Origin of the sequence: Arcticibacter tournemirensis, assembly GCF_006716645.1 — a bacterium.
GTDB classification, from domain to species: domain Bacteria; phylum Bacteroidota; class Bacteroidia; order Sphingobacteriales; family Sphingobacteriaceae; genus Arcticibacter; species Arcticibacter tournemirensis.
In genome coordinates this window covers 2,797,503-2,824,221 of record NZ_VFPL01000001.1, presented here as the reverse complement: position 1 = coordinate 2,824,221, position 26,719 = coordinate 2,797,503, and the positions used below count along the sequence as shown (strand labels likewise).

General features: G+C 45.3%; 22 protein-coding genes. 12 read left to right on the top strand and 10 right to left on the bottom strand.

Annotation, left to right across the window (positions count from 1 at the left end; genetic code table 11):
- Positions 1-21: 21 nt before the first annotated feature.
- From BDE36_RS11855 to dinB, 5 genes are all read right to left on the bottom strand, one after another.
- Positions 22-1,185: a chromate transporter gene (locus BDE36_RS11855; protein WP_141815016.1), complete on the bottom strand. Its 1,164-nt coding sequence runs from the start codon at positions 1,183-1,185 to the stop codon at positions 22-24.
- A 2-nt stretch (positions 1,186-1,187) separates the two neighbouring features.
- Positions 1,188-1,697, bottom strand: a complete 510-nt coding sequence (locus BDE36_RS11850; RefSeq protein WP_202618208.1) for a hypothetical protein — start codon at positions 1,695-1,697, stop codon at positions 1,188-1,190.
- Positions 1,698-1,779: 82 nt separating this feature from the next.
- Positions 1,780-2,619 (bottom strand): chromate resistance protein ChrB domain-containing protein, encoded by an 840-nt coding sequence (locus BDE36_RS11845; protein ID WP_141815015.1) that lies wholly within the window; start codon positions 2,617-2,619, stop codon positions 1,780-1,782.
- Between the two features lie 730 nt (positions 2,620-3,349).
- Positions 3,350-6,298, bottom strand: a complete 2,949-nt coding sequence (locus tag BDE36_RS11840) for a DNA polymerase III subunit alpha (RefSeq protein WP_141815014.1) — start codon at positions 6,296-6,298, stop codon at positions 3,350-3,352.
- Positions 6,299-6,303: 5 nt separating this feature from the next.
- Positions 6,304-7,455 (bottom strand): DNA polymerase IV, encoded by a 1,152-nt coding sequence (gene dinB / locus BDE36_RS11835; RefSeq protein WP_141815013.1) that lies wholly within the window; start codon positions 7,453-7,455, stop codon positions 6,304-6,306.
- 292 nt (positions 7,456-7,747) lie between these two features.
- On the opposite strand from dinB, the gene BDE36_RS11830 reads away from it, so the two are divergent.
- Positions 7,748-8,218 carry a JAB domain-containing protein gene (locus BDE36_RS11830; protein ID WP_141815012.1) on the top strand — a complete coding sequence of 157 codons (471 nt, stop codon included), beginning with the start codon at positions 7,748-7,750 and terminating at the stop codon, positions 8,216-8,218.
- A 318-nt stretch (positions 8,219-8,536) separates the two neighbouring features.
- Here BDE36_RS11830 and BDE36_RS11825 read toward each other — a convergent pair whose 3' ends face one another.
- Together BDE36_RS11825 and BDE36_RS11820 are read right to left on the bottom strand one after the other, a co-directional pair.
- Positions 8,537-9,190: a hypothetical protein gene (locus tag BDE36_RS11825; protein ID WP_141815011.1), complete on the bottom strand. Its 654-nt coding sequence runs from the start codon at positions 9,188-9,190 to the stop codon at positions 8,537-8,539.
- Complete coding sequence (locus tag BDE36_RS11820; RefSeq protein ID WP_141815010.1) at positions 9,190-9,783, bottom strand: hypothetical protein; 594 nt, start codon at positions 9,781-9,783, stop codon at positions 9,190-9,192. Before BDE36_RS11820 ends, BDE36_RS11825 begins: the two co-directional genes overlap by 1 nt.
- A gap of 652 nt (positions 9,784-10,435) precedes the next feature.
- On the opposite strand from BDE36_RS11820, the gene BDE36_RS11815 reads away from it, so the two are divergent.
- Genes BDE36_RS11815 through BDE36_RS11805 form a run of 3 tightly spaced genes read left to right on the top strand, consistent with a single transcriptional unit; the run spans position 10,436 to position 16,253 of the window.
- Positions 10,436-11,698 (top strand): TlpA family protein disulfide reductase, encoded by a 1,263-nt coding sequence (locus BDE36_RS11815; RefSeq protein WP_141815009.1) that lies wholly within the window; start codon positions 10,436-10,438, stop codon positions 11,696-11,698.
- Positions 11,699-11,712: 14 nt separating this feature from the next.
- Positions 11,713-14,880, top strand: a complete 3,168-nt coding sequence (locus BDE36_RS11810; protein ID WP_141815008.1) for a SusC/RagA family TonB-linked outer membrane protein — start codon at positions 11,713-11,715, stop codon at positions 14,878-14,880.
- 17 nt (positions 14,881-14,897) lie between these two features.
- Positions 14,898-16,253 (top strand): RagB/SusD family nutrient uptake outer membrane protein, encoded by a 1,356-nt coding sequence (locus BDE36_RS11805; RefSeq protein ID WP_141815007.1) that lies wholly within the window; start codon positions 14,898-14,900, stop codon positions 16,251-16,253.
- Between the two features lie 46 nt (positions 16,254-16,299).
- On the opposite strand, the gene BDE36_RS11800 is transcribed toward BDE36_RS11805, so the two are convergent.
- Complete coding sequence (locus BDE36_RS11800; RefSeq protein WP_141815006.1) at positions 16,300-16,632, bottom strand: hypothetical protein; 333 nt, start codon at positions 16,630-16,632, stop codon at positions 16,300-16,302.
- Between the two features lie 492 nt (positions 16,633-17,124).
- On the opposite strand from BDE36_RS11800, the gene BDE36_RS11795 reads away from it, so the two are divergent.
- From BDE36_RS11795 to BDE36_RS11785, 3 genes are read left to right on the top strand one after another with little or no spacing between them, the layout of a single operon-like run.
- On the top strand, positions 17,125-18,384 hold the full coding sequence (locus tag BDE36_RS11795; RefSeq protein ID WP_141815005.1) for an aminotransferase class I/II-fold pyridoxal phosphate-dependent enzyme: 1,260 nt from the start codon (positions 17,125-17,127) through the stop codon (positions 18,382-18,384).
- A gap of 1 nt (position 18,385) precedes the next feature.
- Positions 18,386-19,051 carry a TetR/AcrR family transcriptional regulator gene (locus BDE36_RS11790; RefSeq protein ID WP_161987604.1) on the top strand — a complete coding sequence of 222 codons (666 nt, stop codon included), beginning with the start codon at positions 18,386-18,388 and terminating at the stop codon, positions 19,049-19,051.
- A 10-nt stretch (positions 19,052-19,061) separates the two neighbouring features.
- Entirely contained in the window at positions 19,062-20,288 is a 1,227-nt protein-coding gene (locus tag BDE36_RS11785) for a hypothetical protein (RefSeq protein ID WP_141815003.1), read from the top strand.
- Here the strand turns inward: BDE36_RS11785 and BDE36_RS11780 are convergent.
- The gene (locus BDE36_RS11780; RefSeq protein WP_141815002.1) at positions 20,230-20,481 is read right to left on the bottom strand and encodes a hypothetical protein; all 252 of its coding nucleotides are present in this window, start codon (positions 20,479-20,481) and stop codon (positions 20,230-20,232) included. The two genes, BDE36_RS11785 and BDE36_RS11780, sit on opposite strands and share 59 nt — an antisense overlap.
- 300 nt (positions 20,482-20,781) lie before the next feature.
- Here BDE36_RS11780 and BDE36_RS11775 point away from each other — a divergent pair, with 300 nt between their 5' ends.
- Complete coding sequence (locus tag BDE36_RS11775) at positions 20,782-21,627, top strand: RteC domain-containing protein (protein ID WP_141815001.1); 846 nt, start codon at positions 20,782-20,784, stop codon at positions 21,625-21,627.
- Between the two features lie 31 nt (positions 21,628-21,658).
- Here BDE36_RS11775 and BDE36_RS11770 read toward each other — a convergent pair whose 3' ends face one another.
- Entirely contained in the window at positions 21,659-23,389 is a 1,731-nt protein-coding gene (locus BDE36_RS11770) for a hypothetical protein (protein WP_150309380.1), read from the bottom strand.
- A gap of 152 nt (positions 23,390-23,541) precedes the next feature.
- Here BDE36_RS11770 and BDE36_RS11765 point away from each other — a divergent pair, with 152 nt between their 5' ends.
- Genes BDE36_RS11765 through BDE36_RS11750 form a run of 4 tightly spaced genes read left to right on the top strand, consistent with a single transcriptional unit; the run spans position 23,542 to position 26,711 of the window.
- Positions 23,542-24,084 carry a hypothetical protein gene (locus tag BDE36_RS11765; RefSeq protein WP_141814999.1) on the top strand — a complete coding sequence of 181 codons (543 nt, stop codon included), beginning with the start codon at positions 23,542-23,544 and terminating at the stop codon, positions 24,082-24,084.
- A 57-nt stretch (positions 24,085-24,141) separates the two neighbouring features.
- Positions 24,142-24,486, top strand: a complete 345-nt coding sequence (locus tag BDE36_RS11760; RefSeq protein WP_141814998.1) for a DUF4134 domain-containing protein — start codon at positions 24,142-24,144, stop codon at positions 24,484-24,486.
- A gap of 3 nt (positions 24,487-24,489) precedes the next feature.
- Entirely contained in the window at positions 24,490-24,819 is a 330-nt protein-coding gene (locus BDE36_RS11755) for a DUF4133 domain-containing protein (protein WP_141814997.1), read from the top strand.
- A complete protein-coding gene (locus BDE36_RS11750) occupies positions 24,816-26,711 on the top strand; it encodes a TraG family conjugative transposon ATPase (protein WP_141814996.1) in 1,896 nt (631 codons plus the stop codon). Before BDE36_RS11755 ends, BDE36_RS11750 begins: the two co-directional genes overlap by 4 nt.
- Positions 26,712-26,719: the final 8 nt, after the last annotated feature.

Genomic DNA, 26,719 nt, shown 5'->3' with positions numbered 1-26,719 from the left:
CTCTAAATATATCAATGCTTTTCAAATACTTTTTATCAGGATGCCTAATATGGCCGCCACTGCAATCAGTTGTACTTCCTGTAACTTCTTTATATAAACCAGAGCCGATCCCGTCGCTACGGCGATAAGAGCAGTTGGAAGATCAACAACAGAACGAGAGGCTATTATTACTACCGAACCAACCAGTGCGCCGATCACAGCGGCGGTGATACCATCAACAAATGCTTTGACACTCGCATTCGCGGCAATCTTTTTAAATGAGGGCGCCAGGATGACGGTAAACAGAAAACAAGGGACGAAAGTAGCCAATGCAGCTACCACTGCCCCCGGAAAACCATTGACAAGGTAGCCAATAAATCCAACCGTAATCACGACCGGACCGGGTGTGATCATGGCAACCGCCACGGCATCGAGAAACTGATTTTCGGTAAGCCAATTCCGTTCAATAACGACACCTGCATGAAGAAACGGCACAATAGCCAGTCCGCTTCCAAATACGAATGTCCCCGCTTTCAAAAAGAACAAGCCGATCTCAGCCAATGTATCCTTAGAGTAATTCCAAAAGCTAAGGTTCGTCAGCAACACTACGGGCAAAACCCGATTCTTTCTCAACCCGGCAGGTGGTGCTTTTATTATCATATATAACAGGCCGCACCCAATGAAAAGCAGAATCTGTTCCTGCTGAGTGATAATGGTGATCACAATCGCCAGAAGATAAAACAGCCAGAGCAGCCAGTTAACTTTAATCTCATTCATCTTCAATTTTCCCAACGATTTGACTGTAAGTTTATAGGCGCTTATGGTAATGATGCCGATTACGGCAGGGGCGACTCCATAGAAAACATCCCGTACCCAGGCCAGACCGCTGTACAACTGATATACCATACCCAGTAATACCACCATTACAAAAGATGGCAGCACGAAAGCCAGGCCGGTCAGCGTAGCTCCGCCAAGACCATAATGGACGAAACCAATGTAGATTCCTAACTGTGCCGCTAACGGTCCCGGGGCCAGCTGTGCCAAAGCCAGTCCTTCCTTGTATTCCTGTTCTGTGAGCCATTGCTTTTGTTCCACAAGGTCGCGATGCATGTACCCTATCAGCGCTACTGGTCCACCGAATCCCCAGGTGCCCAGCTTTAGAAAGTACAAAGTGAGTTCCTTTAAAGTGTATTTCTTATTTCCCATAACTAAAAGGCAATACCAAACTGAAATCCGATGCCGAAAGAAGCAGGCCGCTCGTTACCAACACGCAACGGCAAAGGCAAGGCAGCAAAAAGGCCGCTGCTTTTTCCCCTGATCACCATTTTACTCAATACGGGCGTAAGTCCATAACGCCCGGACGTTTCGAACGCCGCTCGCCCGGCAAAAGTCCAGCCCTTGCCTAAAGCGACAAGTACTCCCGGATGGAAAAGGAAGTTACTCATTTTGCTGGTCCCATTTTCGGCACGGATGGTCGGAACGAACTCAGCTGAGAAGCCGATCTTATCACTTTTCCAGATATTAATGCCCGTGGGCATACCTACTACGTAATGCTGATCAAAGTTGCTTTCAGTACCCGCACTGCTGAAAGTAACGATAGGGTGCAGAATGCCGACATGTCCGGTAATCTTCGGGTAGTTTTGCCGGGAGGTAGTTTGTGCAGAACCAGTGGCTGTGATTAGTCCGGTAGTGAAAAGCACTAAGCAGAATTTGTTCATAGTCAACATTGAATTGTTATAATGCAATGTTATCCATGCCGGCAATAGCAAAATTGTATCTATATAACCTTTGGTCTGATTTTTACTTTTTTAGTGATTTTTTATAAGACGAAGGACTTTGCCCCGTATGCTTTTTAAAGATCCGGTTGAAGTGGCTCTGATCAGAAAAGCCGGTAAGATAGGCAATTTCAGTCAGGCTGTGCACCGTTGTTTCGATCAGTAGTTTGGCTTTGTCAATACGTAGCTTGCGCATATAGTCGCCGAAGCTGAGGTTGTCGAAATATCTTGAGAACTCCCTCGATAGATACGCCGGATTGATCTCCAGTTCCTGCGAGGCCTGCTGCAAACTGAGTGTCATGTTGGTATCCATTTGATCCTGGATCATTTCCTTGAGATTTTCTGCCCACTCCGGCATTTTCCTGCCTTTCTCCCTCTTCAGGTACTGACGATAAACCTGCAATAGAAGTTGTTCAACCGGACCGTCCTGAACATGTTTCTTTTTGAACAAATGCGTTGCCCAGCTATATAAGCCGTCGTAAATAATCATGCCCAGGCTTAAAAGTTCTGCATCGCTGCCGATATTATAGGCAAGCCCTGAAAATATTGCTTCCAGTCCGGCCGCCTGTGGTGCAAAATCAGGACGATCCGTATCTGCCCCTCGAACAATAGTGGCGATACGATCAAGTGCAGGATCTTTTATGCGGTGCCTTTTGAGTATATAGTCAAATGTGCACTCGTCGTTATAATGAGTATATTCTACGCCCGGCATATCAAAAGGAATGGCCGATAACAGCTCAGCCTGTTGTAAGACCAGTTCAGCCGGCACGTAAATGAATTCGGCTTCCAGGTCAACAAAACGCCTGATCAACCAAGGGCAAGCAATACGGTCAATCTTTGGTCTTTCGCGTGTGATCCATCTCATACCTCAAATTTAAGTAAATGCAATCTCTATTTTAGGATCTTGTTAAAAAGCGGCATCCTGTAATGATTGAATTATTGATGTAGCCTATAGAAAGTCGTCAAATAGAAAAATCTATAGACCCGTTCTATTAATTCCATACAAAGCTCGCCATCCGGCTTCACACAGGTTCGCTTCGCCAAAGTATTCTTTAAAGCTTAGTCCACAGACATAAAATCTCTTGGAAAAACTCACCTCTTTTGGACAACTGTTTTATCAGCCTGGAACACTAAGTTCAACAGGTTACTACTATAGACCTGACTATATTCCGTACACTTTACTGCCTTACCTACTAAAACATCGGGGCTATTGCAAGGAAGTATCTTCTTCTTTGGTTCCACGTATAGTGCAAAAAACGCTAAGTTATTGCACCTGGTTAGTAATGTAATCATTAAAAGAATTTTGAGTGGTATTGTTCTCTTTATTGCTCTATGAAAAGTCTCGGAAACTGCCGTTACCATTTATTGCTGATGTAACTGATTATTATTGAAATTATTAAAATAACTCTCAGATCCTCCTGAAGTATCCGTTTCTCGAGGGAACAGCACCAATACGAACACGCCTGCACATCTCTGAATCTGTGACCAGAAAAATAGAAATTCTAATGTTGGATAGCCAGTAAACAGGCGTTTGAAAACCAAGGTCTATAAACTTGCTGAAGTAATATAAGTATCTCACTTTTTAAAAGTGCCCCTCACTCCATTACCGGGTTCCCCTTAATCTCCAACTTGGCGAAGCGCCGCACTTCCAACCCGGCATACCCGAAGTCTTCTACTACTTTCCCTTCAATTAAATAGCATCCTGCTCCCCTGAAGGGATAGCCGGAGGTTGAATCGGGGAAATGCACCGTATCAAAGAAGTCGCCCTTTACGTCCAGGAAGGTACCGAACCACATCTTTTTATTGTTTTTGGTGTGCACCGTCTTTTCGCAAACATACAGGCCCACCATCCTCACAACGGTACCGACGTAATCATTCATTTGCCGGGCCATCACATTCCCCCGGAAGCCAGTTTTCAGCAGATCGAACATCGAAAGCGAGAGCGGATAACCCAGAAGCTCCAGCTCGTGATAAGCATCTTCCAGGGCGGTAGTGGTCAGCTCCGGAAGCTCATAGTGTTTCGCCTCCACCTGGAAAAGCTCGGCCTCATTCAGCGGCTTTACTTTGTTGCCCAGCAAGGTGTGAACGTCCCAGAGCAGCTCCTTCTTATTTTTACCGGTAAAGCGCAATGCCCCGACCCGTATCAGGATGATGGCCTGCTCCAGGTTGATAACGGTCCGTTTTACAAAATCTTCAAGGTTATGGTAAGCTCCATTTAGCTTTCGCTCTTCGGGGATCAGGCTAATCAGCTTGTTCTCCAGTCCCTGGATACCCACAAAGCCCAGCCAGCAGTCCTTTCCTTTCACATTTACCACATCGTCGCTGTGGTTTACACAGGGCAGATGCACCTTTGCTCCTGCTTTTTGCAGCTCGTGAACGTACAGCCAGCGGGTATAGAAACCGCCGTAATTGTTCAGCACCGCCACCATGAACTCAATAGGATAGTATGTTTTCAGAAAAAGGCTCTGATAACTTTCCACAGCAAAACTCGCAGAATGGGCCTTGCTGAAGCTGTATCCTGCAAAGCTCGAAACCTGCCGCCACACCTCTTTAACCGTTTCTTCGGGCCGGCCAAGACGCAGCGCCCCTTCAAAGAAACGGTCGACGAGGCGGTCGAACTCCACGCGCGAGCGGTATTTTCCACTCATTCCCCGCCTGAGGATATCCGCATCCGCACCATCCATACCTGCAAAATGCATGCACACCTTAATTACATCTTCCTGGTACACCATCACCCCATAGGTTTCGCCGAGCTGTTCTTTTAATACCGGGTGAAGGTATTTGACGTCTTCCGGACGATGGTGACAGCGGATGTAGGCCGACATCATGCCCGAAGAGGCCACTCCTGGCCTGATGATCGAGCTTGCCGCTACTAATACCGGGTAATTATCGCATCGAAGTTTATTGAGCAGCTGCCTCATAGCGGGCGATTCAATATAGAAGCAGCCGATGGTCTCCCCTGTTTTCAGTCGCTCGTTCAGCCTGGGGTCACTCATAAAGTCCTTCACTTTATGGATATCAATCTTGCGCTGCCGGTTCTCTTCAACAAGATTTACCGCCTGCTTGATGTGACCAATACCCCGCTGACTCAGGATATCATATTTATCATAGCCAATATCCTCCGCTTCATACATATCCCATTGCACTACAGGCATGCCTTTGGGAGGCAGGTCGAGCGCCGTATAATACGTGATGGGCTCTTCCGATACCAGCACACCTCCGGCATGGATACTCCGCTGATTGGGCATGTCGCTCATGAGCGCATGTACGGCCAAGATCTTTTTAAACGTTTCATTATCGCGGTTCTGGCGCTCCTTCGAGCGGTCGGTAAAACTGTCGATCTCAGCCTTGGGCAGTCCCATTACTTTTCCGATCTCGCGGATCACCGAGCGGTCGCGAAAAGTCGTCATGGTGCCGAGCAAAGCAGTATGCGTGCTGCCGTACCGTTTGAAGATATAATCCTGCACATCTTCCCGCTCGTCCCATGAAAAGTCCAGGTCAAAGTCGGGAGCAGAAGTGCGCTGTTCATTGAGGAAGCGCTCGAAATACAGGTCCAGTTCAATCGGATCTACATCCGTGATCCGCAGGCAGTAAGCAGCAATGCTGTTGGCCCCCGAGCCACGGCCTACATGGTAATAGCCCCGCGACATCGAGTAGCGGATAATATCCCAGGTGATCAGGAAGTAAGAACAAAAGTCAAGGGCATTGATCACCTTCAGCTCATACTTCAACCGCTTTTGAGCTTCCTTGTTGTTTTTGCCATAACGGTAAAGCATGCCTTCCCATGCAAGTTTCTCCAGCAGGGCCGTGTCGTCCTTCCGGTTGCCCGTAAAAGTCTTCCGGTTCAGCTTTATCTTACCCTCCGGGTAGTCCATCCGGCACTGGTCAAGCAGCCGCCTGGTATTATCCAGGATAAAAGGATATTTGGCAAACTTCGCCTCCAGTTCTCCGGGCATCAGAAACTGGTCCGTTTCCCGGCACCTGTCCTCAGCCGCCACTTTACTCAGTACGGTGTTTAAATCAATCGCTCTCAGGTACTCATGCAGGCGGTATTCAATCCGGTTAGAAACAAATACAGGCTGAAGCACAAGCAACTTATCTTTAATATCCTCAGTGACATTCTTATAAAGAAGATGCAGTTCGTCGGCCCGTATCCCTAAAAACTCATTCGGCCCCAGGGGGTGACCATGCATGCTGAAAGGGTAAACAATAAAGGCGTGTACGAACAAGGGAGACCGGTCCGGAAGTTCTTTCTTTGCCAGGTTATGTTCTGTAAGAAAATCATTGAGCTCCTTCATCCCTTCCTTACTCCGGGCAATGCCGATATAGAGCAGCTTCTTATCGCGCCTGAACTCTATGCCTCCGATGGGTTCAATACCACCCGACTTGCGGCATTTGCGGATAAACTCCATGACGCCCGTCGAGTTATTGATATCGGTAAGCACCATGCGCGTAATTCCACGCCCCTCCGCTTCTTCAATCAGCTTGTCTACAGACATAGTCCCATAGCGGAGGCTGTACCAGGAGTGAACGTTTAAATACATGGCATTTATAAGCTTATATCCATGGTAGAGGCCAGCGAAATAGCATTCTCACCAAAACGCTGCCTGATCTTGTCCATCGCCTGGCAAAGGCTGTACTGCTCGGTGGAATCGCTGTAGAGGTCGATCTGCTCAAAGCCGCTCACCAGGTTTGATAACCGCACCCCCACCAGGCGAATCAGCATCCGCTTCTGGTATACCTGCCGGAAGAGCTCTTTAGCCTTCCGGATCAGCACGCTGTCTAAAGAGGTATACGGGATGACAGCCTGTTTGGTGACATCTTCAAAATTGGAATACCTCACGGTTACGGTAACGCAGGCGGCGAGCTTCCGCTTTTGCCTCAGCTCGTAGGCTATGCCCATCACCATCGAAGTGAGAAGATGGTTAATAGAGTCGACGTCGATGGTATCCGCGCGGAAAGTGCTCTGCGTGCCAATGCTCTTCTGCTCGTGGAAAGGGATCACGGGCGACAAGTCAATCCCTTTAGCCTTCTGAAGCAGCACCAGCCCGTTTTTGCCGAGCACGGTGTTCATCTGATCGGGATGCATCTGCGAGAGCGTATAGATCTTTTTAATCCCCATGTCGCTCAGCTTCAGGAAGGTCTTCTCACCCAGTCCTGGGATCTTCTTTATGGAAAGAGGGTTCAGGAAGTTGCGCACCTCCGGCTGGCCGATGTTCAGCTCGCCATTAGGCTTACACTCATTGGTGCACATCTTGGAAACTGTTTTATTTACCGAAAGCCCGAAAGATATCGGAAGCCCGGTTTCTTTGATCACCTTCCCTCGTAATTCGTGGGCATAAAGCCGCGTGTTGTGGAAGCGGTCCATCCCCGTCATGTCGATATAATGCTCGTCGATCGAAGCTTTCTCAATCAGCGGGACGCGCTCTTTCAGAATGTCGGTTATTTCATGGGAGGCTTTGGAGTACTCATCCATATTTCCCTTAATAAAGACGGCATGCGGGCATAACATCTTTGCCATCCTCGACGACATGGCAGAATGCACACCAAACTTGCGGGCTTCGTAACTGCAGGAGGAAACCACGCCCCTGTCGGACGTGCCCCCAATAATCACCGGTTTCCCGGCCAGTCGCGGATCCTTCCTCACCTCTACCGAAACAAAGAAAGCATCCTGGTCCATATGAATAATCTGCCGCTCCATCTGATAATACTACAATTCTGCACCGCAAACTTATGCTAATATTTTTAGTATTACGAATAAGCAGTTGAAAAGTTTCACGAAAGCCTGCAAAAAGCCGGGAAATAATGGGCTCATTAATTCCGTACAAAGTTCGCCATCCCGCCTCACACAGGTTCGCTTCGCCAAAGTGGAGGTCAGAAAAATGGGTATCCACCTAAGGCGGAGCCTCCGCATTTTTCTGACCTCCACCTTGCCTTTAGTGCTGCCGGATGCCGCTCAGTGCACCATAATTAATTCATTAAATCAATAAGTTATGGAAAAGCGCAGAAATCAGTTGGCATTGTATCAGGTAGCAGAGATCCAGGTAAGTTACTTCCCCAAATTTAAGGCTTCAGAACGTCCGGTGATTACAGGGGCAAAAAGTGCCTTTGAAATATTGATGGCTAACTGGGACCAGGGAAAGATCCAGTATGTGGAACAATTCAAAGTAATTCTATTAAGCCGGGGAAACCGGGTATTAGGGATATTCGAAGCTTCTACAGGAGGAGTATCGGGAACAATTGCTGATCCCAAGGTGATTTTCGGCGCCGCGCTGAAAGCGAATTGTTCATCTGTTATAATTTCTCATAACCATCCCTCCTCTTCTCTAAAACCCAGCCAGGCTGATATAAATCTTACAAGAAAACTTGCATCTGCCGGGGAAATGCTTGACATGCCGGTTCTTGATCATATCATCGTTACAGCAGATGGATTTTTCTCATTCGCTGATGAAGGGCTGCTTTAAGCCCTTTAATAAAAAGCCCTGCCTGTGATGAGCACAAACAGGGCACCTAAACCTTATCAAGGGTAAAAATAATACAAATCCGGAATAGTGTTTTTATTTTTGTTAAAATTGGATATTCATCTGAAAAATAGGTTGTCGCCATCTTGCTCCACAGTTGACTGTCTAAGTTGGAAACGGTTGGAACGAAAGGCAACAACGGTATTGTATGGACCTTGCTGATTGTTTTCGTGAGAATCCCATTGTCCCGGCGCTGTCGAGACAATTAGCACGCTTCACTGATACGACAATGGGTGGCGTGTCAAATAGTCGACATTTGCCCTATCTGATGCTATAAACCAACCGCCGCATTTCGTTCTTGCCCACAACTATCCGGCTTGTTTTTGCTTCTTTATTTATACCATCAATCGCTGATTGAATAAAGACCGGTTTAATATGCCCATTAAAGTATTCTGTGCATTTAATGAACAGTTCAAGCCCCGTTCTTGGGGTTTTAAAATAGCTACCTTTTAAGATATCTTCAAGGTATTCCTTCACTTCACCGGGTGTTGCAATGCTTTTAGGAGATAGTAATTGATCTTTTGCTAATTCTGTAAACGAGCGGAACAAACGATATTTCTTATCAGGATCTTCTATGTATATCTGATAGTTTTTTGTTGCGTTACTGTTGGTCGTGGTCACCACTTTAAGTTTGTATGTAAGGGTTGGCAATGACTTATCCAAAATAGCAGATAGTTGACAATTAAAGATGTGCAAGAGATAGTTAGTGTCCTTTGGTTTGTATCGTTTACTGTGAAGTGGATTTTCGATATCCCGAACAAACAAAGGCTGGTATCCCAATAAAAATGACAGGTCACGGTCTGAAAAACCGTGTGAGAGCCTCAGGTCCATTACGTTATAACTCTTCTTAAAGTCAATGGATGTTACTGTAAAGGAATGGGAGGTTTGATTTTCGGGAAGGTTTCCTTTCTTCATTACTTAACTAATTTAGCCGTACAGTAGGAAATGGAGTTTTCTAATTCACGTTTTATCAAACGCCCTTTTATCGCGAATCGGTCTAAAGGCGATCCGAAATCTGATTGCCTCCAGCTTTTACTAAACAGTGTATTGGCAAACTCGGTGACTTCTTTTGCAGACTTATAGGAATTAAAAAAAATCGATTCGTCAAGTATATAGTTAAGTGCGCCAGTTGGATATATTTTATTTGATATAACGCTAATAGATTTCGGTACCAATACGTCAGGTAGAACAGTGAGAGGATAAAAATCATACATTGAATATTGTTCCTGTACCCTCTCGTTCGACCCATCCATTTCAAATCTATTATTAATTATTGCTGCTTCAGCTGAAAAAATGTGCAAGAATGCATGCAACTGGTCGTCAGAATATTTATGTTCGCTCGATATTCCTTCTGCTTTCCCCACAAGAGATAGATTTGCTGAATCATTTGATTTTGAAGAGAGTTTTTTCTGTGATAAATCTAAATTGTATCTAAAAGTTCGAACAACGTTAATTATATGTTGATCAACTGCTGAAATATAGCAAGGTTTTGAGTTGCTTTTTGCCATATTCTAAGGTCGGGCAATGAAAAAATATGCATTGGTTCCAAATTTATTTTGGAATTATTGTAAGTATTTGTACCTTAGTATTATGTATTAATTATTAATATAAACAAATAAAAGGCATCATAATTTTAAAGAAGAGGTATTAACAAAAGAGTCTCGCGCGCAAATTCCGAGTTTTGCTAGCAGACGAGACAATAGGTTAGTGCCCATAATGACTTTTGCGTATTTTTGCGCAAACTATAGCATTATGGGCCCTATTGTTTATCGTTCTGTAGGCCCTCGGAAGCCAGCGCGGCGATATCAAGGGGCCCGCTATAGTACATGCGCCCGTACGTATATTAAGAGACTCGTTACTGACAGTAGCGAGAATGAAAGAAACTAAGATTTACAGCTTTTTTTTCCAGAGGCATCCTATATCAGGATGCCTGTCATTGTTAGTGAATAATGACTCTTTTATTCTTTTCGCATCACTTTCCATCTTCCTTTTTACTGTTTTTAACGACACAGAAATAAGCTTAAGCATTATTGAATCTACTTCCCTTCAGGATCCGATAATGAATATCTTTAAATCTCCCGAGTGACAAATACCGGCCAGTCCCCCTGGCTCTACCCTTTTTGGAATATCATCTTCTTAATCATTAATTAAAGAACGTTCATGAAAAAAAAGCTACTAACGATAGCACTGGCCGTGCTTTGTCCTTTTTTTGCCGCATCGGCACAGGAAATAAAGCCACTTACAATCGGTGATTCGATTCCGGAATCTCTCTGGAACATGCCCCTGCAGGTTGTCAACCATCCCCTGGGGAAAAATACCATCACCCTGAATGACTACCGGGGAAAGTTAATTATTGTCGATTTCTGGGCCACCTGGTGTACGGCATGCATAGCGGCAATGCCCATCACTCACCGCATTCAGGACAAGTACAAGGAGAGTGTCAGCTTTTTGGCCGTGACGCAGGAAAAGCCTGAAAAAGCCCGGTCGTTTCTTGCGTCAAACCATTTAACAAGGGCACTCCATATTACTTCTGTCGTAAACGACACAATACTCAATAAATACTTCCCGCACCGGCTTATACCCCATTATGTCTGGATCGACAGGGCTGGAGTCTGTGTCGGTCAGACCTCGGCAGAAGAATTGACGGAAGAGAAAATTCTTTCCGCCATTGAAGACCGGAAGGTGACTTTAAAGACCAAAGCAGATATTGACGGCGACCGGCCTCTCTTCATCAATGACCAGGTTTCCATCAATGACAGCTCCTTTTATTCCGTTTTCTTAAAGGGAAGATATACGGGATTGCCCACCGGAAACAGGTTCCGTCTGAAGGACAGTATACTAAGAGGCAGGGCCGTAACGAACTCTGAGCTACTTCCCGTTTATGAAGCTGCGGCGGCAGGGCTTTTCGGGCGAATGGGCCTGACATACAGCAGAAAGCGTCTGGTTCTGGATTTAAAAGACACCGCCCGGGTAAAAGTTTCGTTATCCAGGAATAAGTCCCGGGCTAAATCTCTTTATAACTATGATCTGATTCTGCCGGTGAACAAATCGGATTCACTCTATAATTATATGCTTTCTGATCTGAACCGCTATTCCGGCTTTTATGGCCGGATGGAGAAAAGAAAGGTCAGGTGCCTGGTGTTTATCAGTAACGGTAAGACTCCCCCTGGCAGAAGCCACGCTTCTGCGGGCAAACCACTGCAATCTTTAATAGACGCATTGAACCTGTCGGACTCCGTGCCGTTCCCTGTGCTTGATGAATCCGGATATGGAGGTAAAATAGATATTTCATTATCCGAGCCTGTTGATCTGGAAACTGTCAGGAGGCGGGCCGGCACCTTCGGGCTGTCTTTGGTAACAGCGGAGCGCCTGGCAGACATGTTCGTATTATCCGAAAGGCCGGGAAGTAACCCGGCACACTAAATCAAAAAAGCAAGATGAAATTCTATATCGCACTTTTTCTCTTAACCATAAGCAGCAGAGCGTTGTTGGGCCAGCACAAAATAAGCGGAACCGTAACATCCCCCGGCGGGATACCCCTGGCCGGGGCAACCGTCAGGATGATAAATAGCGGCGAAGGCGTAAAAACAGACAAAACCGGCCGGTTTACCCTCACCTTTTCAGCAGACACGTGTGAGATCTCCGTCTCTTTTGTCGGATATGTCAGCAGGCAGGTCCGGGTGCTGCACGATAGCAAGCCAATCGTGGTAGTTTTGCAGATGACTCAAAACGAATTACAGGAGGTGGCTGTTTCGACCGGTTACCAGCGGATTCCGAAAGAAAGGGCAACCGGGTCTTTTACAGTGATCGATCAGCGTTTATTTAACCAGCAGGTTTCCACCAGCATTCCGGATCGTCTGGAAGCGATAACAAATTCCTATTCTGTCTACCGGGACCAGAATGGGGCACAAAGGATCATGATCAGAGGAATGAGTACCATTCAGGGCGTGACATCGCCGCTTATTATACTGGACAACTTTCCTTACGAAGGCGATCTCAATAACATTAACCCCAACGATGTGGAAAATATCACCATTTTAAAAGATGCGGCGGCGGCATCAATATGGGGAACAAAGGCGGGTAACGGTGTAATTGTTATTACTACGAAGAAGGGGAAATTTAACCAGCCTTTACAGGTGTCTTTAAATGCCAGCGTAACGGTAACAGGCAAACCTGACCTGTTTTATCTTAAAGACATTTCCCCGGCCGATTTCATTGATGCAGAGAAGATGCTGTATGAAAAGGGGTATTACAACAGTCAGATCAATGCAGGCGACCATCCGGCCCTTACTCCGGTGGTTGAACTGCTGATAAGGAAAAACAGCGGCTTTGCAGATGCTGACTCCCTTATAGAACAATTAAAGAAGGTGGATGTAAGGGATGAGTTCAGCAGGTATATGTACCGGCAGAGCCTGAACCAGCAGTATGCCTTACATTTATCAGGCGGATCGGACAACCATAGCTGGCAGTTGTCTTCCGGGTATGACCGCAACATCAGCACCCTGCATTCTGATTACGGAAGGATCAACGCACACGCTTCCGGGACTTCCAGGCCTGCCGGGTTTATTACTTTATCTTCCGATCTCTATTTCACGCGGACCCGCACGGGTGGAGGACGGCCGGCTTACGGATCAATAGCTACCAGCAGCGGAAATCTTTATCCCTATGCCCGCTTCGCAGATGCAGCCGGAAACCCGCTGTCAATCATGAAAGACTACCGGCAGGGCTATATCGATACAGCAGGGAGAGGCCTTTTGTCAGACTGGAATTACTACCCTTTAGATGATTACAAGCAAACTCAAGCTGAAAGTACCCTTCAGGATATCGTAGCGAACGCCGGCCTGTCATTAAAGTTAAACACCAGCCTCTCTCTTGATTTAAAATATCAGTATGAAAGACAGGTGACCGGAGGACGAACCCTTTATGGATCTGAAAGTTATTTCGCAAGAGACCTCGTCAATTCCTTTACCCGGATCGATGAAGAAACCGGAGAAGTGATACATCCCATACCACCCGGTTCGATCCTCGACCTTTCAAATGTCCTGATGCAAACCCATCAGCTCAGGGGGCAGTTGAATTACATTAAACAATGGAAACAACACCAACTGACAATCATTGCAGGAGCAGAACTCAGAAAAGCGCGGACTGAAGGCGACCGGTACAGAACGTATGGATACGATGATCAGCTGCTTTCCTTTGGCTATGCCGACTATACCCGGACTTACCCCTCACTGGTGTCCGGAATCCAGTCTTTTATCCCAAACAATAACGGATTCAGTGATTTACAGGACCGTTTTGTTTCTGTCTACACCAATGGGGCGTACACCCTTAACAGCAAGTATACCCTGTCGTTCAGCGCGCGCCGCGATGCCTCTAATTTATTTGGGGTTGAGACAAATAACCTGTGGAAACCACTTTGGTCTACCGGTCTCGCCTGGGATATTTCAAAAGAGCCGTTTTATCATTTCTCCGCGCTGCCTGAGTTAAAAATCAGGGGAACCTTCGGTTACAGCGGGAATACCGATCAGGGCAGGGTTGCTCTCACAACGATGCAGTATGTTGCAGCCTCTCCTTATACCCAGTCATCTTATGCCCGTTTCTCATCCTATGCCAATCCCGATCTTAAATGGGAGAAAATATCGACACTTAATTTAGGACTGGATTTCAGCACGCAGGACAGAGTGCTCTGCGGCAGCATTGAATACTATAAAAAGCACGGTACTGACCTGTTTGGAACCTATCCGGTGGATTACACAGCTATCCCTGACATGAGTATTGTAAAGAATGTGGCGTCTATGATAGCAGAAGGCGCCGATGTTTCATTGCGTTCAAAAAACCTTCGCGGGCAATTTTCCTGGGAATCCGATCTGAACCTCAATGTGTACAGGGATAAAGTCACCAAATATTATCTGCCTTCCAGACAAGGAAGCGATTTTCTGAACGGAGGGGCCCAGATTGCAGGAATAGAAGGGAAGCCGGTATATTCTGTTTTTTCATACCGGTGGGCGGGATTAGATCCCCAAACCGGAGATCCGCTCGGATATTTCGCCGGGGAGATCAGCAAAGATTACACAGCATTAACAGGCAGCTCTGTTCTTGCGGACGACCTGAAATACAATGGCCCTGCTATGCCATCGCTGTTTGGATCATTAGGAAATACGTTCAGTTGGAAGAAGGTGACCCTCGGGATTCGCTTTACGGGTAAGTTTGGCTATTATTTCCGGCGCAGTTCTATTAACTATACCTCACTTTTCGCCAGCAGAAAAGGACATTCCGACTATAGTCTCCGGTGGCAAAACCCCGGAGATGAGAAGTTTACCAGCATTCCCTCTCTGGTCTATCCTTCCGTCAGCTCCCGCGATGCTTTTTATTCCAATTCGGAAGTACTGGTAGAGAAAGGGGACCATGTGCGGCTTCAATACCTTACCCTCGGTTATGATCTCGCGCCCCGGAAAACTTCCTTTAAGAAGGTGAATGTGTATTTCAATATGAATAATATAGGAATAATCTGGAGGAGCAATAAACAGGGCCTGGATCCGGATTATTTTGCCGGGACGATCCCCCCTTCCTTAAGTATCTCCGCAGGAATTAAAGTGTCATTCTGAATTTTTATGATAAGATTATGTTAAAAATAAAGCGTATTATCCCGTATATAGCCGTAGTCCTGCTTCCTTTTGGTTGTAAGGATTATCTGGACGAAAAGCCCGACAAGACCCTGGCTGTTCCTTCCGGGTTGAAAGATCTTCAGGCCCTGATTGACAACTATGCAATAATTAATAACCGCGACCCTTTCTCAGGAGAAATCTCGGCGACAGACTATTATCTGACGGATGCAGACTGGAGCGCTCTGACAACAGAAGGACATAAGAGGATGTACCTTTGGTTGCCCGATTATCTGTTTGATACAACGCCAAACGACTGGTCACAGTGCTATGCTGTTGTCTATTACGCCAATTCAGTGCTGACCGGACTGGAAGACATTGAAAAAACAACGGCAAATCAAACAGAATGGGACGATCTTAAGGGGCAGGCCCTGTTTCTGAGAGCAAAAGCATTCGCGCAACTGGCATTCATCTTCTGTCCGGCTTACAATGAGGCAACATCTGAGACAGATCAGGGTCTCCCACTTCGGCTTAACATAAATTTTAACGAAGTGTCCGAAAGAAGTTCAGTGAAACAGACCTATGCCCGCATTATTAATGATCTGAAAACAGCAGCCTTAGTGCTGAAAGATCAGCCGGGCCATGTCATGCGGGCATCCCGGGCAGCGACGTACGGGATGTTATCGAGAGTGTTCCTGTCAATGCGTGTGTACACGGATGCGGCTCTTTATGCTGATTCTTGTTTGAGGATACGGAATACCTTAATTGACTATGCAACGGTCCCGGGGTCAAAAACCTATCCTTTTACACAATTTAATAATGAGGTGATTTTCGAAAGCATGGCAAGTCCGCCAAGGCCACTGGGAAATAGCAGGGCAAAAATAAGCGCTGATTTGTACAGTATGTATGCGGATGGTGATTACCGGAAAAGCCTGTTTTTTAAAAGTAACGGAAATGGCACCTATGGTTTTCGCGGCAGTTACGAAGGAAGCGCCGCTCTGTTTAGCGGCCTTTCTGCCGACGAGATGTATTTGACGCGCGCAGAGTGCCTCGTCCGCACCGGTAATCCGCAGCAGGCTTTGCAGGACATGGATAAGCTTTTAAAAATGAGGATAAAAGATTACCATCTTCCGGTATTTGCAAATGATAAGGAGATACTTTCTTTTATTTTAAATGAAAGAAGAAAAGAATTAGTAATGAGGGGGATCCGGTGGATGGACATTAAAAGGCTGAACAGAGAGGAAGGACGCGCAATCAGAATGAAAAGAATCATCAATGGTGTTGAGCATGAATTAAAACCGGATGACCTTCGGTTTGCCCTTCCTGTTCCGGAAGATGTCATTCTGCTGTCAGGTATGAAGCAAAACCCGAGGTAAAAGATACCGGTGGAATGAGTTCACACCCATTCCACCGGCTTTCTGATTAATCTGACTCCTTTTGTGATTGAGAAGCAGCTAACAGGCCTGAAAGGTTCCTGTTATTCAGGAAGGTTTGAAAGTCGGGATCTGAAGTACCCGGTGTAAATGCGATTACACAGGGGACGTCCGATCCGTCACCACAGTCGGAACCACCGGTTCCAACCTCCCAGTTACTCATTGTTCTCAGGTCGGTGATATCTGCGCTCCTGATCTTATAATGATAGTTTGTCGCAGCTCCCTTTGATTTTTCAGGAGAACTACCGATCACTTTGAAGGCGGCGAATACACCGACTGAAATGAGCAAAAAGAAAAACAGAAAAGAAAATAGCTTTTTCATATTGATGAACTTTTTTTGCTAAAAAAGGGCTCCAAAAACGTTAAATGAGATATTCGATTTTTTATTTGCCTCTTAGGTGAGCGCCCCGGGAAGAGGTACCCTTTTCTGGGCTGCGTCCTCCCATTGTTACTAATCCTACAGCTTTCGCTGAAATACAGCATTCTGGCAGTTGTGTACATTTCTCATAGATGTTACTCGTTTGATGTAAAATTATCGATACCTGATCTGGCGGTCAACATGCGCACATGACGATCATTTGCGTAATACACTATCAAAATCGGGCTCAGCTTAACTGAATCCGCATACATTACATGACGCTGGTCTGTCTTCTTTTTTTTAATTCATCCTATAATGCTGTTTTCTTGAAGGTTTTCATCATATGAAATGCGTGATCGGTTGAAAAACGCAATGGATGTCTCCACTTTTCTAAAAAATTGAACCTAATTTTAAGTAATCGTTAATTTAAAGGTCGCTCACTTAAAATTTATCGCTATGAAAATTGACTTTTCTACTGCTTCTTTCAAAGATTTTGAAAACATTCCTGATCTCGACGCTTTCAAAAGGGCAGATTACTTTCAAACTTATCTCGACTTTCTCAAACAAAACGGACATTTAAACTACAGGATCCTTTCCACTACGGGATGCGGCCCGGAGATGGAACTTTTAGTGAACGGAAAACGACGAAAGTGTATTTGCCTGGTATCGAATGACTACCTTGGGTTTACCCAGCACCCTGCTATAAAAGAAGCATTAATACAAGCTATCTCTCAGTTTGGTTCAGGCGCAGGAGCTTCCCCCGCAATAGGAGGACACTTCATCTATCACCAGCAACTCGAAGATCGTATCGCTCATTTTTACAAAAAGGAAGACGCCATTTTATATACTACCGGTTATACAGCCAACAGCGCTACTCTTCAGTGTTTGCTGAAGAAGGAAGATATCGCCATACTCGATATGGAAGTACATGCAAGTGTGATGGAAGGCTGCCAACTGACCAATGTGAAGCGGTTCCTTCACAATGACATGGATATGCTGGAAATGGTCCTTAAAAATGCCAAGGATCATTACCGGACAAAGCTTGTCGTTGTTGATGGCGTGTACAGCCAGAACGGGGATATCGCTAAACTCGATCGTATTACAGAACTTGCTCATCACTACGGTGCTTATCTTTTGGTCGATGATGCTCATGGCACCGGAGTGGTTGGAGATACCGGCGGGGGGGTGATGGAGAAATATGATCTGTACGGGAAGGTAGATATCGTCACCGGAACGTTCAGTAAGGCACTGGGGCATATCGGAGGGTATGTGGTTGCGGATAAAGAACTTATTAATTTCCTGAAGTTTCAGGCGCGCCAGCATCTGTTTTCTACTACTGCAACCCCGGCAACGATGGGAATCCTGAAGGCTTTGGACCTGATTGATGAGGAGCCCTTCTGGCGGGAAAAGTTATGGGGGAATATCGATCGCTTGAAAGCTGGGTTGTTAAGCCTGGGGCTTAATATCGGAGAAACAGAATCGGCCATTATACCGGTGAAGATTGGAGATATTGCCCGAACGCTGGAAGCAGGAAAGCTCCTGTTGGAAGCCGGTATTTATACCAACCCGATCATGTATCCGGCTGTCGCTAAAAAGGATTCCCGAATCCGCCTGAATATCATGGCAACGCATACTGCTGAACAGATTGATAAGGTGATCAGTGCATTTGAAGTTGTAAATGACAAACTCGCCTTATCCGGACCTAAACCTTTATGATATGCCTAATCGTTACAGGGATATTTCGGCAAGGCCGAAAAACCGGGCTCTGACAGAAAGAAGGCTGATTGACGCAGTGGGGGGCGTCATTCGGACAAAAGGATATAAAAATTTAGGGGTGAATGCCGTTGCCAAAGAAGCAGACGTCAATAAAAAACTGATCTACCGTTACTTCGGAACCTTTGATAAACTCGTAGAGGCGTATATCCTGGAGAATGACTACTGGATGAATGTTTCCAGGAAGATGGATACCGTAATTGAATGTAAGTCGGATCCGCAGGAGATGAAAGAAGTAATCGTATCACTACTTGAAGGGCAATTTGCTTATTTTCTTCAGCATCAGCCAATGCAGGATATCATTCTTTGGGAAATAACCGAACACGAGAAACTCCTTAACAGTATCAGTAACGTGAGGGAAATCATTGGCCAGGTAATTTTCGAAAAGATGGACACCGTTTTTAAGGATACCGATATCAATCTGCGTGCTATTTCAGCGCTTCTGGTGAGCGGGATTTATTACATGATACTGCATGCTAAGAAAAACGAGAGTACGATATGTGAGATCAATGTCAGCTCTGAGGCAGGACAGCAGGAGATTTTAAAAGCGGTTCGTCTGATTATCAACTGGGCATTTGAACGCACCGCAAGGGAAGGTAACAAAGATTAAATGAATACCTATGGTTCAGCACATTCTTACCAATGAATTCGAAAAGTTAAGTCTTTTCATGCATGAAAGGGCTGAGGAAAAAGAAAAGAACGGTGGAAACTTCCATAATACCCACTTCATTGAAACGGAGTGCATCCGCATACGAACGTCGATCAGATCGTCTATACTTAGTTTTGGCGACGACCGTGCGCGGGCTGCCATTTACATCGAATTTATAACAGGAGAGCTGATCCTTCTTTCGGACTTCTGGTATAGCAATGCACCGCAGGAAACGGGGCCGGACAATTCAGGTAACAGCCGCTTCACGAAACTTGTTGAAACTCTTCTCCGGGAACTCAACAAACTACTGGTACATCTGATTGAGCATTACCCTGTCTATTTTAATAAGCATGCTACTGCTCCTGCTGCATTCAGGGATCTTTGCCGGGATCATATTGCGGGACATGTAGATGCTTTTCTATCTGAGCTTGGCAGGAAAGGAAAAGACAAAGGGCTGTTCATTTTGCTCGACTCGTATATGAACTCGTTGAAAAGAAAGACTGAGTTCAGAACAGAAACTTTTTACCAGTTGGAGTATATTCAGAACTTCGTTAGTGCTTTGAATGCGGTCTCAAACAGGCGTGTTGCGGATCTCGAAAGAGAGGTATATAAAGAGCTCCTCTTACTAAACTTCAATCATCCTCATGCTGCATGGCTGTATATCTCAAGCGTAAAAGGTGAGTATCAACAGGCGGAGAGCTATCAGGAGGAATTACTGGAAGCAGCGGCACAGTTGCGCATATTGCAGCAATACCCGGCAGGAAGTCGGCCATATGACCCAGCATCTGAACCTCTGAAGGAAATACTGGCCAAAAGTTTTTCGGAGGAGATTAAATCTATTCAGCAGATGCAGGAATTGGATTTACACACTCCGGCAGCACAGGCTATCGCTCTGCCCAGGATATTTTTCACTGTTAGTATCACCCTTGAACAACTTCTGTTCTTGTTTCGCTTATTAATTGAAACAGGCATTGTGATTATCAAAAGAAAGGCAGACCTCTATGATTTCATTCATCTGCATATTGGAACAGAGGAAAGAAAGACCTTTTCACGTGGAAGCCTTAGGAATGCCTTTGCCAGCAGAAGACAGGCGACCGCTAAAAAGGTTAAAGATATTCTGATGGAGATGACCCGGCTGATCAATCAAAAATATCTTGCTCCTGCCGGTATAGCAGGGATAGCAGGCCTTCTTTTTTAAGCAACGTTAACAACTCTCCGAACCACATATTGGTGAACCCCTCCCGCCGGGTAAGCCTTACCCAGCCGAGATCCGTAATTTCCTTAAGAGATGTGAAGCCCATGTTTTGACTATGATAAATAAAACTTTCAGAGAAAGGAAGGTGGGATATCCGGGCGTTAAGGAGCTCTTCCTGATTGTCTGTTATATTCATTGCGCTAAAGCTTATAATTACTAAAGATCAGCCTATGTGCAGGCCTGATTAAAATACTTTTTTATCTGCTAGTGTGTTTTAGATTATCTCACTTTGTGATGCAATTTACGTTCTAATGTACTCAAAGTTAATTCAATAAGAAAATTGTGCTATTTTTTGTCACATATTACCCGGGGCGCCTGTTTGTCGTAACCTGTGAGTACAGTTTTGTTACTGATCTTCGTGTCACATGCGCGGGTTGACTCAAACCATCGTCGTACAGAACTTTGCAATGAGGATCAATTTCCTTCACCACCACCTATGATACAAGAGTTTTCAGAAGAGCTTTATAAGGGCGTTGTTTCGGCCCTTGAAGAAATTGACAGTACAGTAATAGAGCCATCTGTGCAACGTAAGACCAAAACGGAAACCGTTTTCCGTTTCCTTATGGAACTCAAGAAACGTGCATTAGCGTATTTATTTACTTCACCCGAAGAAGAGATCCATTTCTTTAAGGAAATCAAACCGCGCTTCACCAGTATGCTTATCTATTATTCGTCTGTCGACCGGATAGAGCTGGGTAAACCTGAAGGGAGTCTGGCTCATGTGAAGTCGTATTACGAGCATGAACTTGTTGCAGTCGATAAATTCTTTGGCAGGAACAGGGAGATTTATACTTACTTCAGATCAGGCGATACCTATCTCGACCATCAGCTCTTCATCCGTGGTAATACTGCTCCAAGATGGATGTGTAAAGGGCCGGTTGATCAGGATGAGCGTTTTTCTACTGCCGCTGATTTGATATTCGCCAGGATAAAAGCGAAAGAGCAGATTGCCCGGTATCTGGAAAATACGATTAATGGACTTGAGTTCAGGCCTTTCTCTGGTGATGAACCGGCCATCAACTGGACAGGGGATTCGATTAATCTCTTGGAAAATGTTTTTGGCTGGTATTATACAGGGCAGATCAATAACGGGCAAGCGACTATTGCCGATTTGGTGAGAAAAGTAGAAAGGGTATTTAATGTGAATTTGGGTAAGCCTTATCGCAGGTTTTCGGAGATACGACAGCGGAAACGTTTGAGTAAAACCAAGTTCCTCGAGGAGATGAGCAGGGCGATCAATAAGAAGATTGAGGATGATGATGAGTATAGGCCGGGGAGGTAGGATAACAAAGTCCTCTGTTCAGGAACTTTTATCAATCAGATTGTGGTAGTCCGTGAGTAAGATCTAAAGAATTGAATAGTTTTTGTACAAATCCCTTACTCTTATATAATTCCTTTGAGAACCTATTTGTAATTACCGTTTCAAAAGAATCGTAGCAAGAAAAGTAATCTTCAACCGTCTGCGTACGTTGCTCCTTTCTATTTGCCCGTTTCTGTTCATTATAAAATAGTTCAAAAAGCTCCTTGATCTGAATATTTGAATTGTTACAAAGATCAATTATGTTTATCAGAAATTTCAGGTCGATAAAAATGAGCGGTTTAATTATTTTAAATTCTTTTTTTAGATCTCCCTCCGTGATTTTTTCGCTGAAAGCCTTTTGTAAGTAATTAATTACACCTGGCATTCCAAAGAAGTGGTCTGTATATATCATTATTGGATAAATGACAAGATTTCGGTTATGCTTATACCTCTTAGGTTCTTCAAACGAACTAACCCTCATTCTGTTTAAATGAGCTATCAGCTGTCCGATGCCTTTGTTAGGGCGATTATATTTCTTGTCTATTTCTATTTTGATCGCCTCATAAGTTTGATGGACTGCAGCGGCTGAGAAAAAGGCATCCTTCAATTCAAACAGGAAAATATCATTGCATCTTCGAAAATATGCATCAGGCGCTCCTTGTTTTTGACTTTCATCAAAAATGAGCACGTCGTATTTTCGGTTTTTCAGCACAGTCGAGATTAATCTTCGAAATAAAACTGGTTCCGTTACTTTCGATGAGATATAGTTTTTAAAATCAGGAAGTTTTTTAAAAGATTCCACTCTTGGACCGAAGTGTTTATGTAGGTCGAAGATCAGGCTATCATGTAATTTATTCGAAAGGAAGTTCCAATTCAAAATAATGTAATCCCCATTTATTGTACGATATAAAGGCCGGGCTTTAATTCCCTCGTAATTCTGATGCGTCTCTTTATATTGATTTCTATATAAAGCTGGATCAAGAGCAAAAGAATCAAACATTTGCTTAAATTCCGAATCAGCTGAAATAGAAAATTTAGTCGTCTTTCTCGTTGCTGGCTCCTCATTACCCCAGGATTGCATGATGATATTTGATAGCGACATTATATAAGACCAAGGACCTGGATGGCCTCGTTCCAATAGAAATGAAGCTGTTAGTTCCTTGTATTCGGAGTCATAGAGAAGAAAGTTCAGCAAACAAACACCACGAATCATCGACGTAAATGGATTGGAGCGGATGTTTGCCCCAAATTGGCCTGATAACATTGGCCATGTCTTTTTATAAAAGAAGTCTTCAGCGGTAGTTTCCTCTCTTTCAAAAAGCTTATTATCATAATTGTTCCTATTTTCAATGAAAATAACATAAGCTTGAAGTAGATATAATTCCTGATCCGCATTTGTATCCAGGAAGTCGGAGGGTCCTTCTCTAAAGTTCACTAATATATAGTGCATAAAGTCTAATATGTAATTCATCTCGAATAGTGGAGCCCATCTGTGCTTTTCAGGGTTTTCAGCGACGAAGATCCCCCTTATTATCTTCGTTTGAATTTGGGCTGGCTGCCGGGATAAAAAGAGATTCAGTACCTCCATTTGGTCGATATCGGAGCGGCCTAAATACACTTTGGCTTGAATAAGAGACAATAGTTCTAGAATAAGTTCTGAAGGAATCCCCTGCAATAGGTCGTCAAGATTGGGTATAGGACCGTCAAACAAATCTTTATACCTCGGAATTACAATCATTTTCATTGCTATAAAGCTACATACAAATGAAATATGTAAAGAGGGCTAATCATATTTTTAACCACTACCCAATACCTTGTCAAACCTCCACTCCCACTCTTTCAACCTTTGCTTTTGTTATCCCGGCGCAATGGGGCTCCGGGTAAAAGCAAAGGTTTATGTTACAGCAATTCACCTGGCAGCAGTTCCTGATCGCTGCACTTGTACTTTCTCTGATTTGGTACGCAATTATCGTTATTCTGCTCTACCGCAAAAGGCTGAATGACACAATCAAAAGGAAGTCCCTTCCATCAAGACCACGGATTCAGTCTTCGTATGACCCTCGGGAGGAAATAGACGAAGAGCCGGGCGATGATCAGGATAATAATTTAATCGGAAAACCCTCACTTCCGGAAGGCGTAGAGGAACTCTCCATGTCACAAATTTCATTTGCGCCGAAGCGGGAAGAAACTGAGGCTGAACCAGAGAACAATGACCGCCTTGGACTTATTCCGGATGTCCTCGATGAAATGAAGACCCTCTTCAATATTCTGCAAAATGAAAGCGGCACGAAGGAGGATTTCTTCTCTCTATTCAGTTTGATCAAATCAAAATACCCTGGCATAAAGCACTCACCTCATCTGGCGCAGCTCAATGCCTACATTCTCGAAAACTTGCCGTTTCCTCTGTCTGAGGAAGAGTTAGACGCCCTTTGGGAATAGCTGAGAGATAAGTCTTGCACATCATACAATCCATCATCATATCAAAAAATCCACATCATGAAAAATCACAACACCCTTTCGTCTAAGAAACAGACACTATTGAACACCTTACTATTCGCCTCGGCGCTGCTGACAAATTGCTTCTTTTCCCTGAGTTCATTCGCCCAGGACGGCAATGCCGGTATAGCCGAAGCAACCAATAAAGTTAAAGGCTATTTCGACACAGGCTGCGATCTGATGTACGCCATCGGTGCGGTCGTGGGTATCATCGGTGCCGTGAAAGTATTTAACAAATGGAATGCGGGAGAGCCGGACACCAACAAGGTTGCAGCCGCCTGGTTCGGCTCCTGTATCTTTCTGGTCGTAGTAGCCACAGTTCTCAAATCCTTCTTCGGCATTTAAGTTATGGCTACCGTATATCAGATCAACAAAGGGATTGGCAAGCCTATTGAGTTCCGGGGGTTGCGCGGGCAGTATATCGGCTGGCTGGCCGGCGGACTGGTTTTTCTGCTGATAGTCTTCGCCCTTCTTTACATTTCCGGGCTTAGCCTCTATATTATCCTGCCTCTGATTTTCGGAGGCGGGGCCGGTCTTGTCTCCGGAGTCTTCCGGCTTAACCGCCGCTTCGGTGAACATGGCCTGGGAAAGTACCTGGCGAAACGCAGTCTGCCGGACTATCTCTGCATCAGATCAAGAAAAGTATTCACCCGGTTAAAAGATAGGATCACGCCATGATGCCCTTAGAGAAAATTCTGCCGCTCTCTAAAGTAGAGCATAATGCCATCCTGTCCGCTCAGGGAGACATCACTATTACTTATGAAGCGATCCTCCCGGAGATCTTTACCCGTTCTTCCCAGGATTATGAGGCGATTCATCAAACGCTGGTAAAAGCGGTCCGGGTACTTCCGGCTCATAGTGTCTTCTGTAAACAGGACTGGTTTACAGAAAGGCGGTATACAGGCAGGAATCAGCGCAAAAATATCAGTTTGCTGGAGGCTTCTGCAAACCGGTACTTCGAGGGTCGCCCCTATTACGATCACTGCTGCTATATCTTTCTTACGAAAAAACCGGAAGGAAGAAAACTGTCCGGCTCTGCCTACAGCAATATTCTTCGAAAGTCGATTGTGCCGCAACAGATGATCAGCGAGGCACTTTTTAATGATTTCCTGGACAGCGCAGCACGCTTCTCCCGCGTTATTTCCGACAGCGGCTTCATTCATCTCAGGAGGTTAACCGATGATGAGCTTGCCGGAACAAAGGAACAGGCAGGCATCATCGAGCAATATATGCTGCTGACCGGCAAGGATCAACTGCCAATGCTGAAGGATGTTCACGTGAAAAACAACTTACGGATCGGCGATCAGCAGTGTCAGCTGTTTACGCTGGCTGACGTGGAAGATCTCCCGTCCCTCTGCGCAAGCCGGATGACTTATGAACCCTACAGCACAGATCAGACCAGGTTTAGCACCGGGTTTGCGTCCTCTCTGGGGCTATTGCTTCCTTGTAACCACATTTACAGTCAATACATTTTCATTGCGGATGGTCAAAAGACGCTGAAAGAACTTGAACGTAAAAGGTTACGGTTGCAGTCCTTGTCTGCCTATTCAAGGGAAAATGCCATTGCACGGGATGCGGTGTCCGATTACCTTAATGAAGCAATTGCTCAGCAACGGCTTCCCGTAAAGGCTCACTTTAATGTCCTTGCCTGGACGGACAGACCGGAACTGTTACAGGAAGTGCGAACTATGACAGGAGCCGCTATAGCCAGGCTTGACGCGACGGCGAAGCTTGAAACCGACGGTGCTGCGCAGATCTGGTTTGCCGGCGTTCCGGGAAATGGGGCCGACTTTCCAATGAACGACACCTTTGATACGTTCCTGGAACAAGCTGCATGCTTTTTAAATACCGATGGCAACTATCGGTCTGATCATGAGGGTATCCGGCTCGGGGAACGGCTCTCGGGCAGACCTGTAAAAGTTGATTTATTTGATGGGCCGATGAAATCCGGGCTGATCACCAATCGTAACCTCTTTGTTTGCGGGGGCAGCGGCGGCGGAAAGTCAATGCTCATGAACCACATGCTTCGCACGCTTTACGAACAGGGCACCCATTGCGTGGTGATCGATATCGGAGGAAGTTACAAGGGGCTTTGTGATCTGTTAAATGGATATTACTTTATCTATACCGAAGAAAATCCGATTCGTTTTAACCCTTTCTACCTGTCTTCCGGCGATGTGCTGGATACCGAAAAGAAGGAAAGTTTGAAAACGCTTCTGGTGGCGCTTTGGAAAAAAGAAGATGAGGCCTACTCACGCAGCGAATATGTGGCCATTTCGAATTCCCTGACGCTTTACTACGACTATCTTGACAGCAACCCGGAAATATTTCCCTGCTTTAATAGCTATTATGAATTTCTGCAAAAGCACTACCGGGCGATCCTGACAGAAAGCAAGGTTCAGGACCGGGATTTTAATGTTGAAGGGTTCCTCTATGTCCTTTCACCCTACTATAAAGGCGGTGAGTTCGATTATCTCCTGAACGCGCGGGAAAACCTGGATATGCTGAATGAACGGTTCATTGTGTTTGAGCTGGACAATGTGAAGCGTGCGCACGTAAAGGCAGCATAGTAAATATA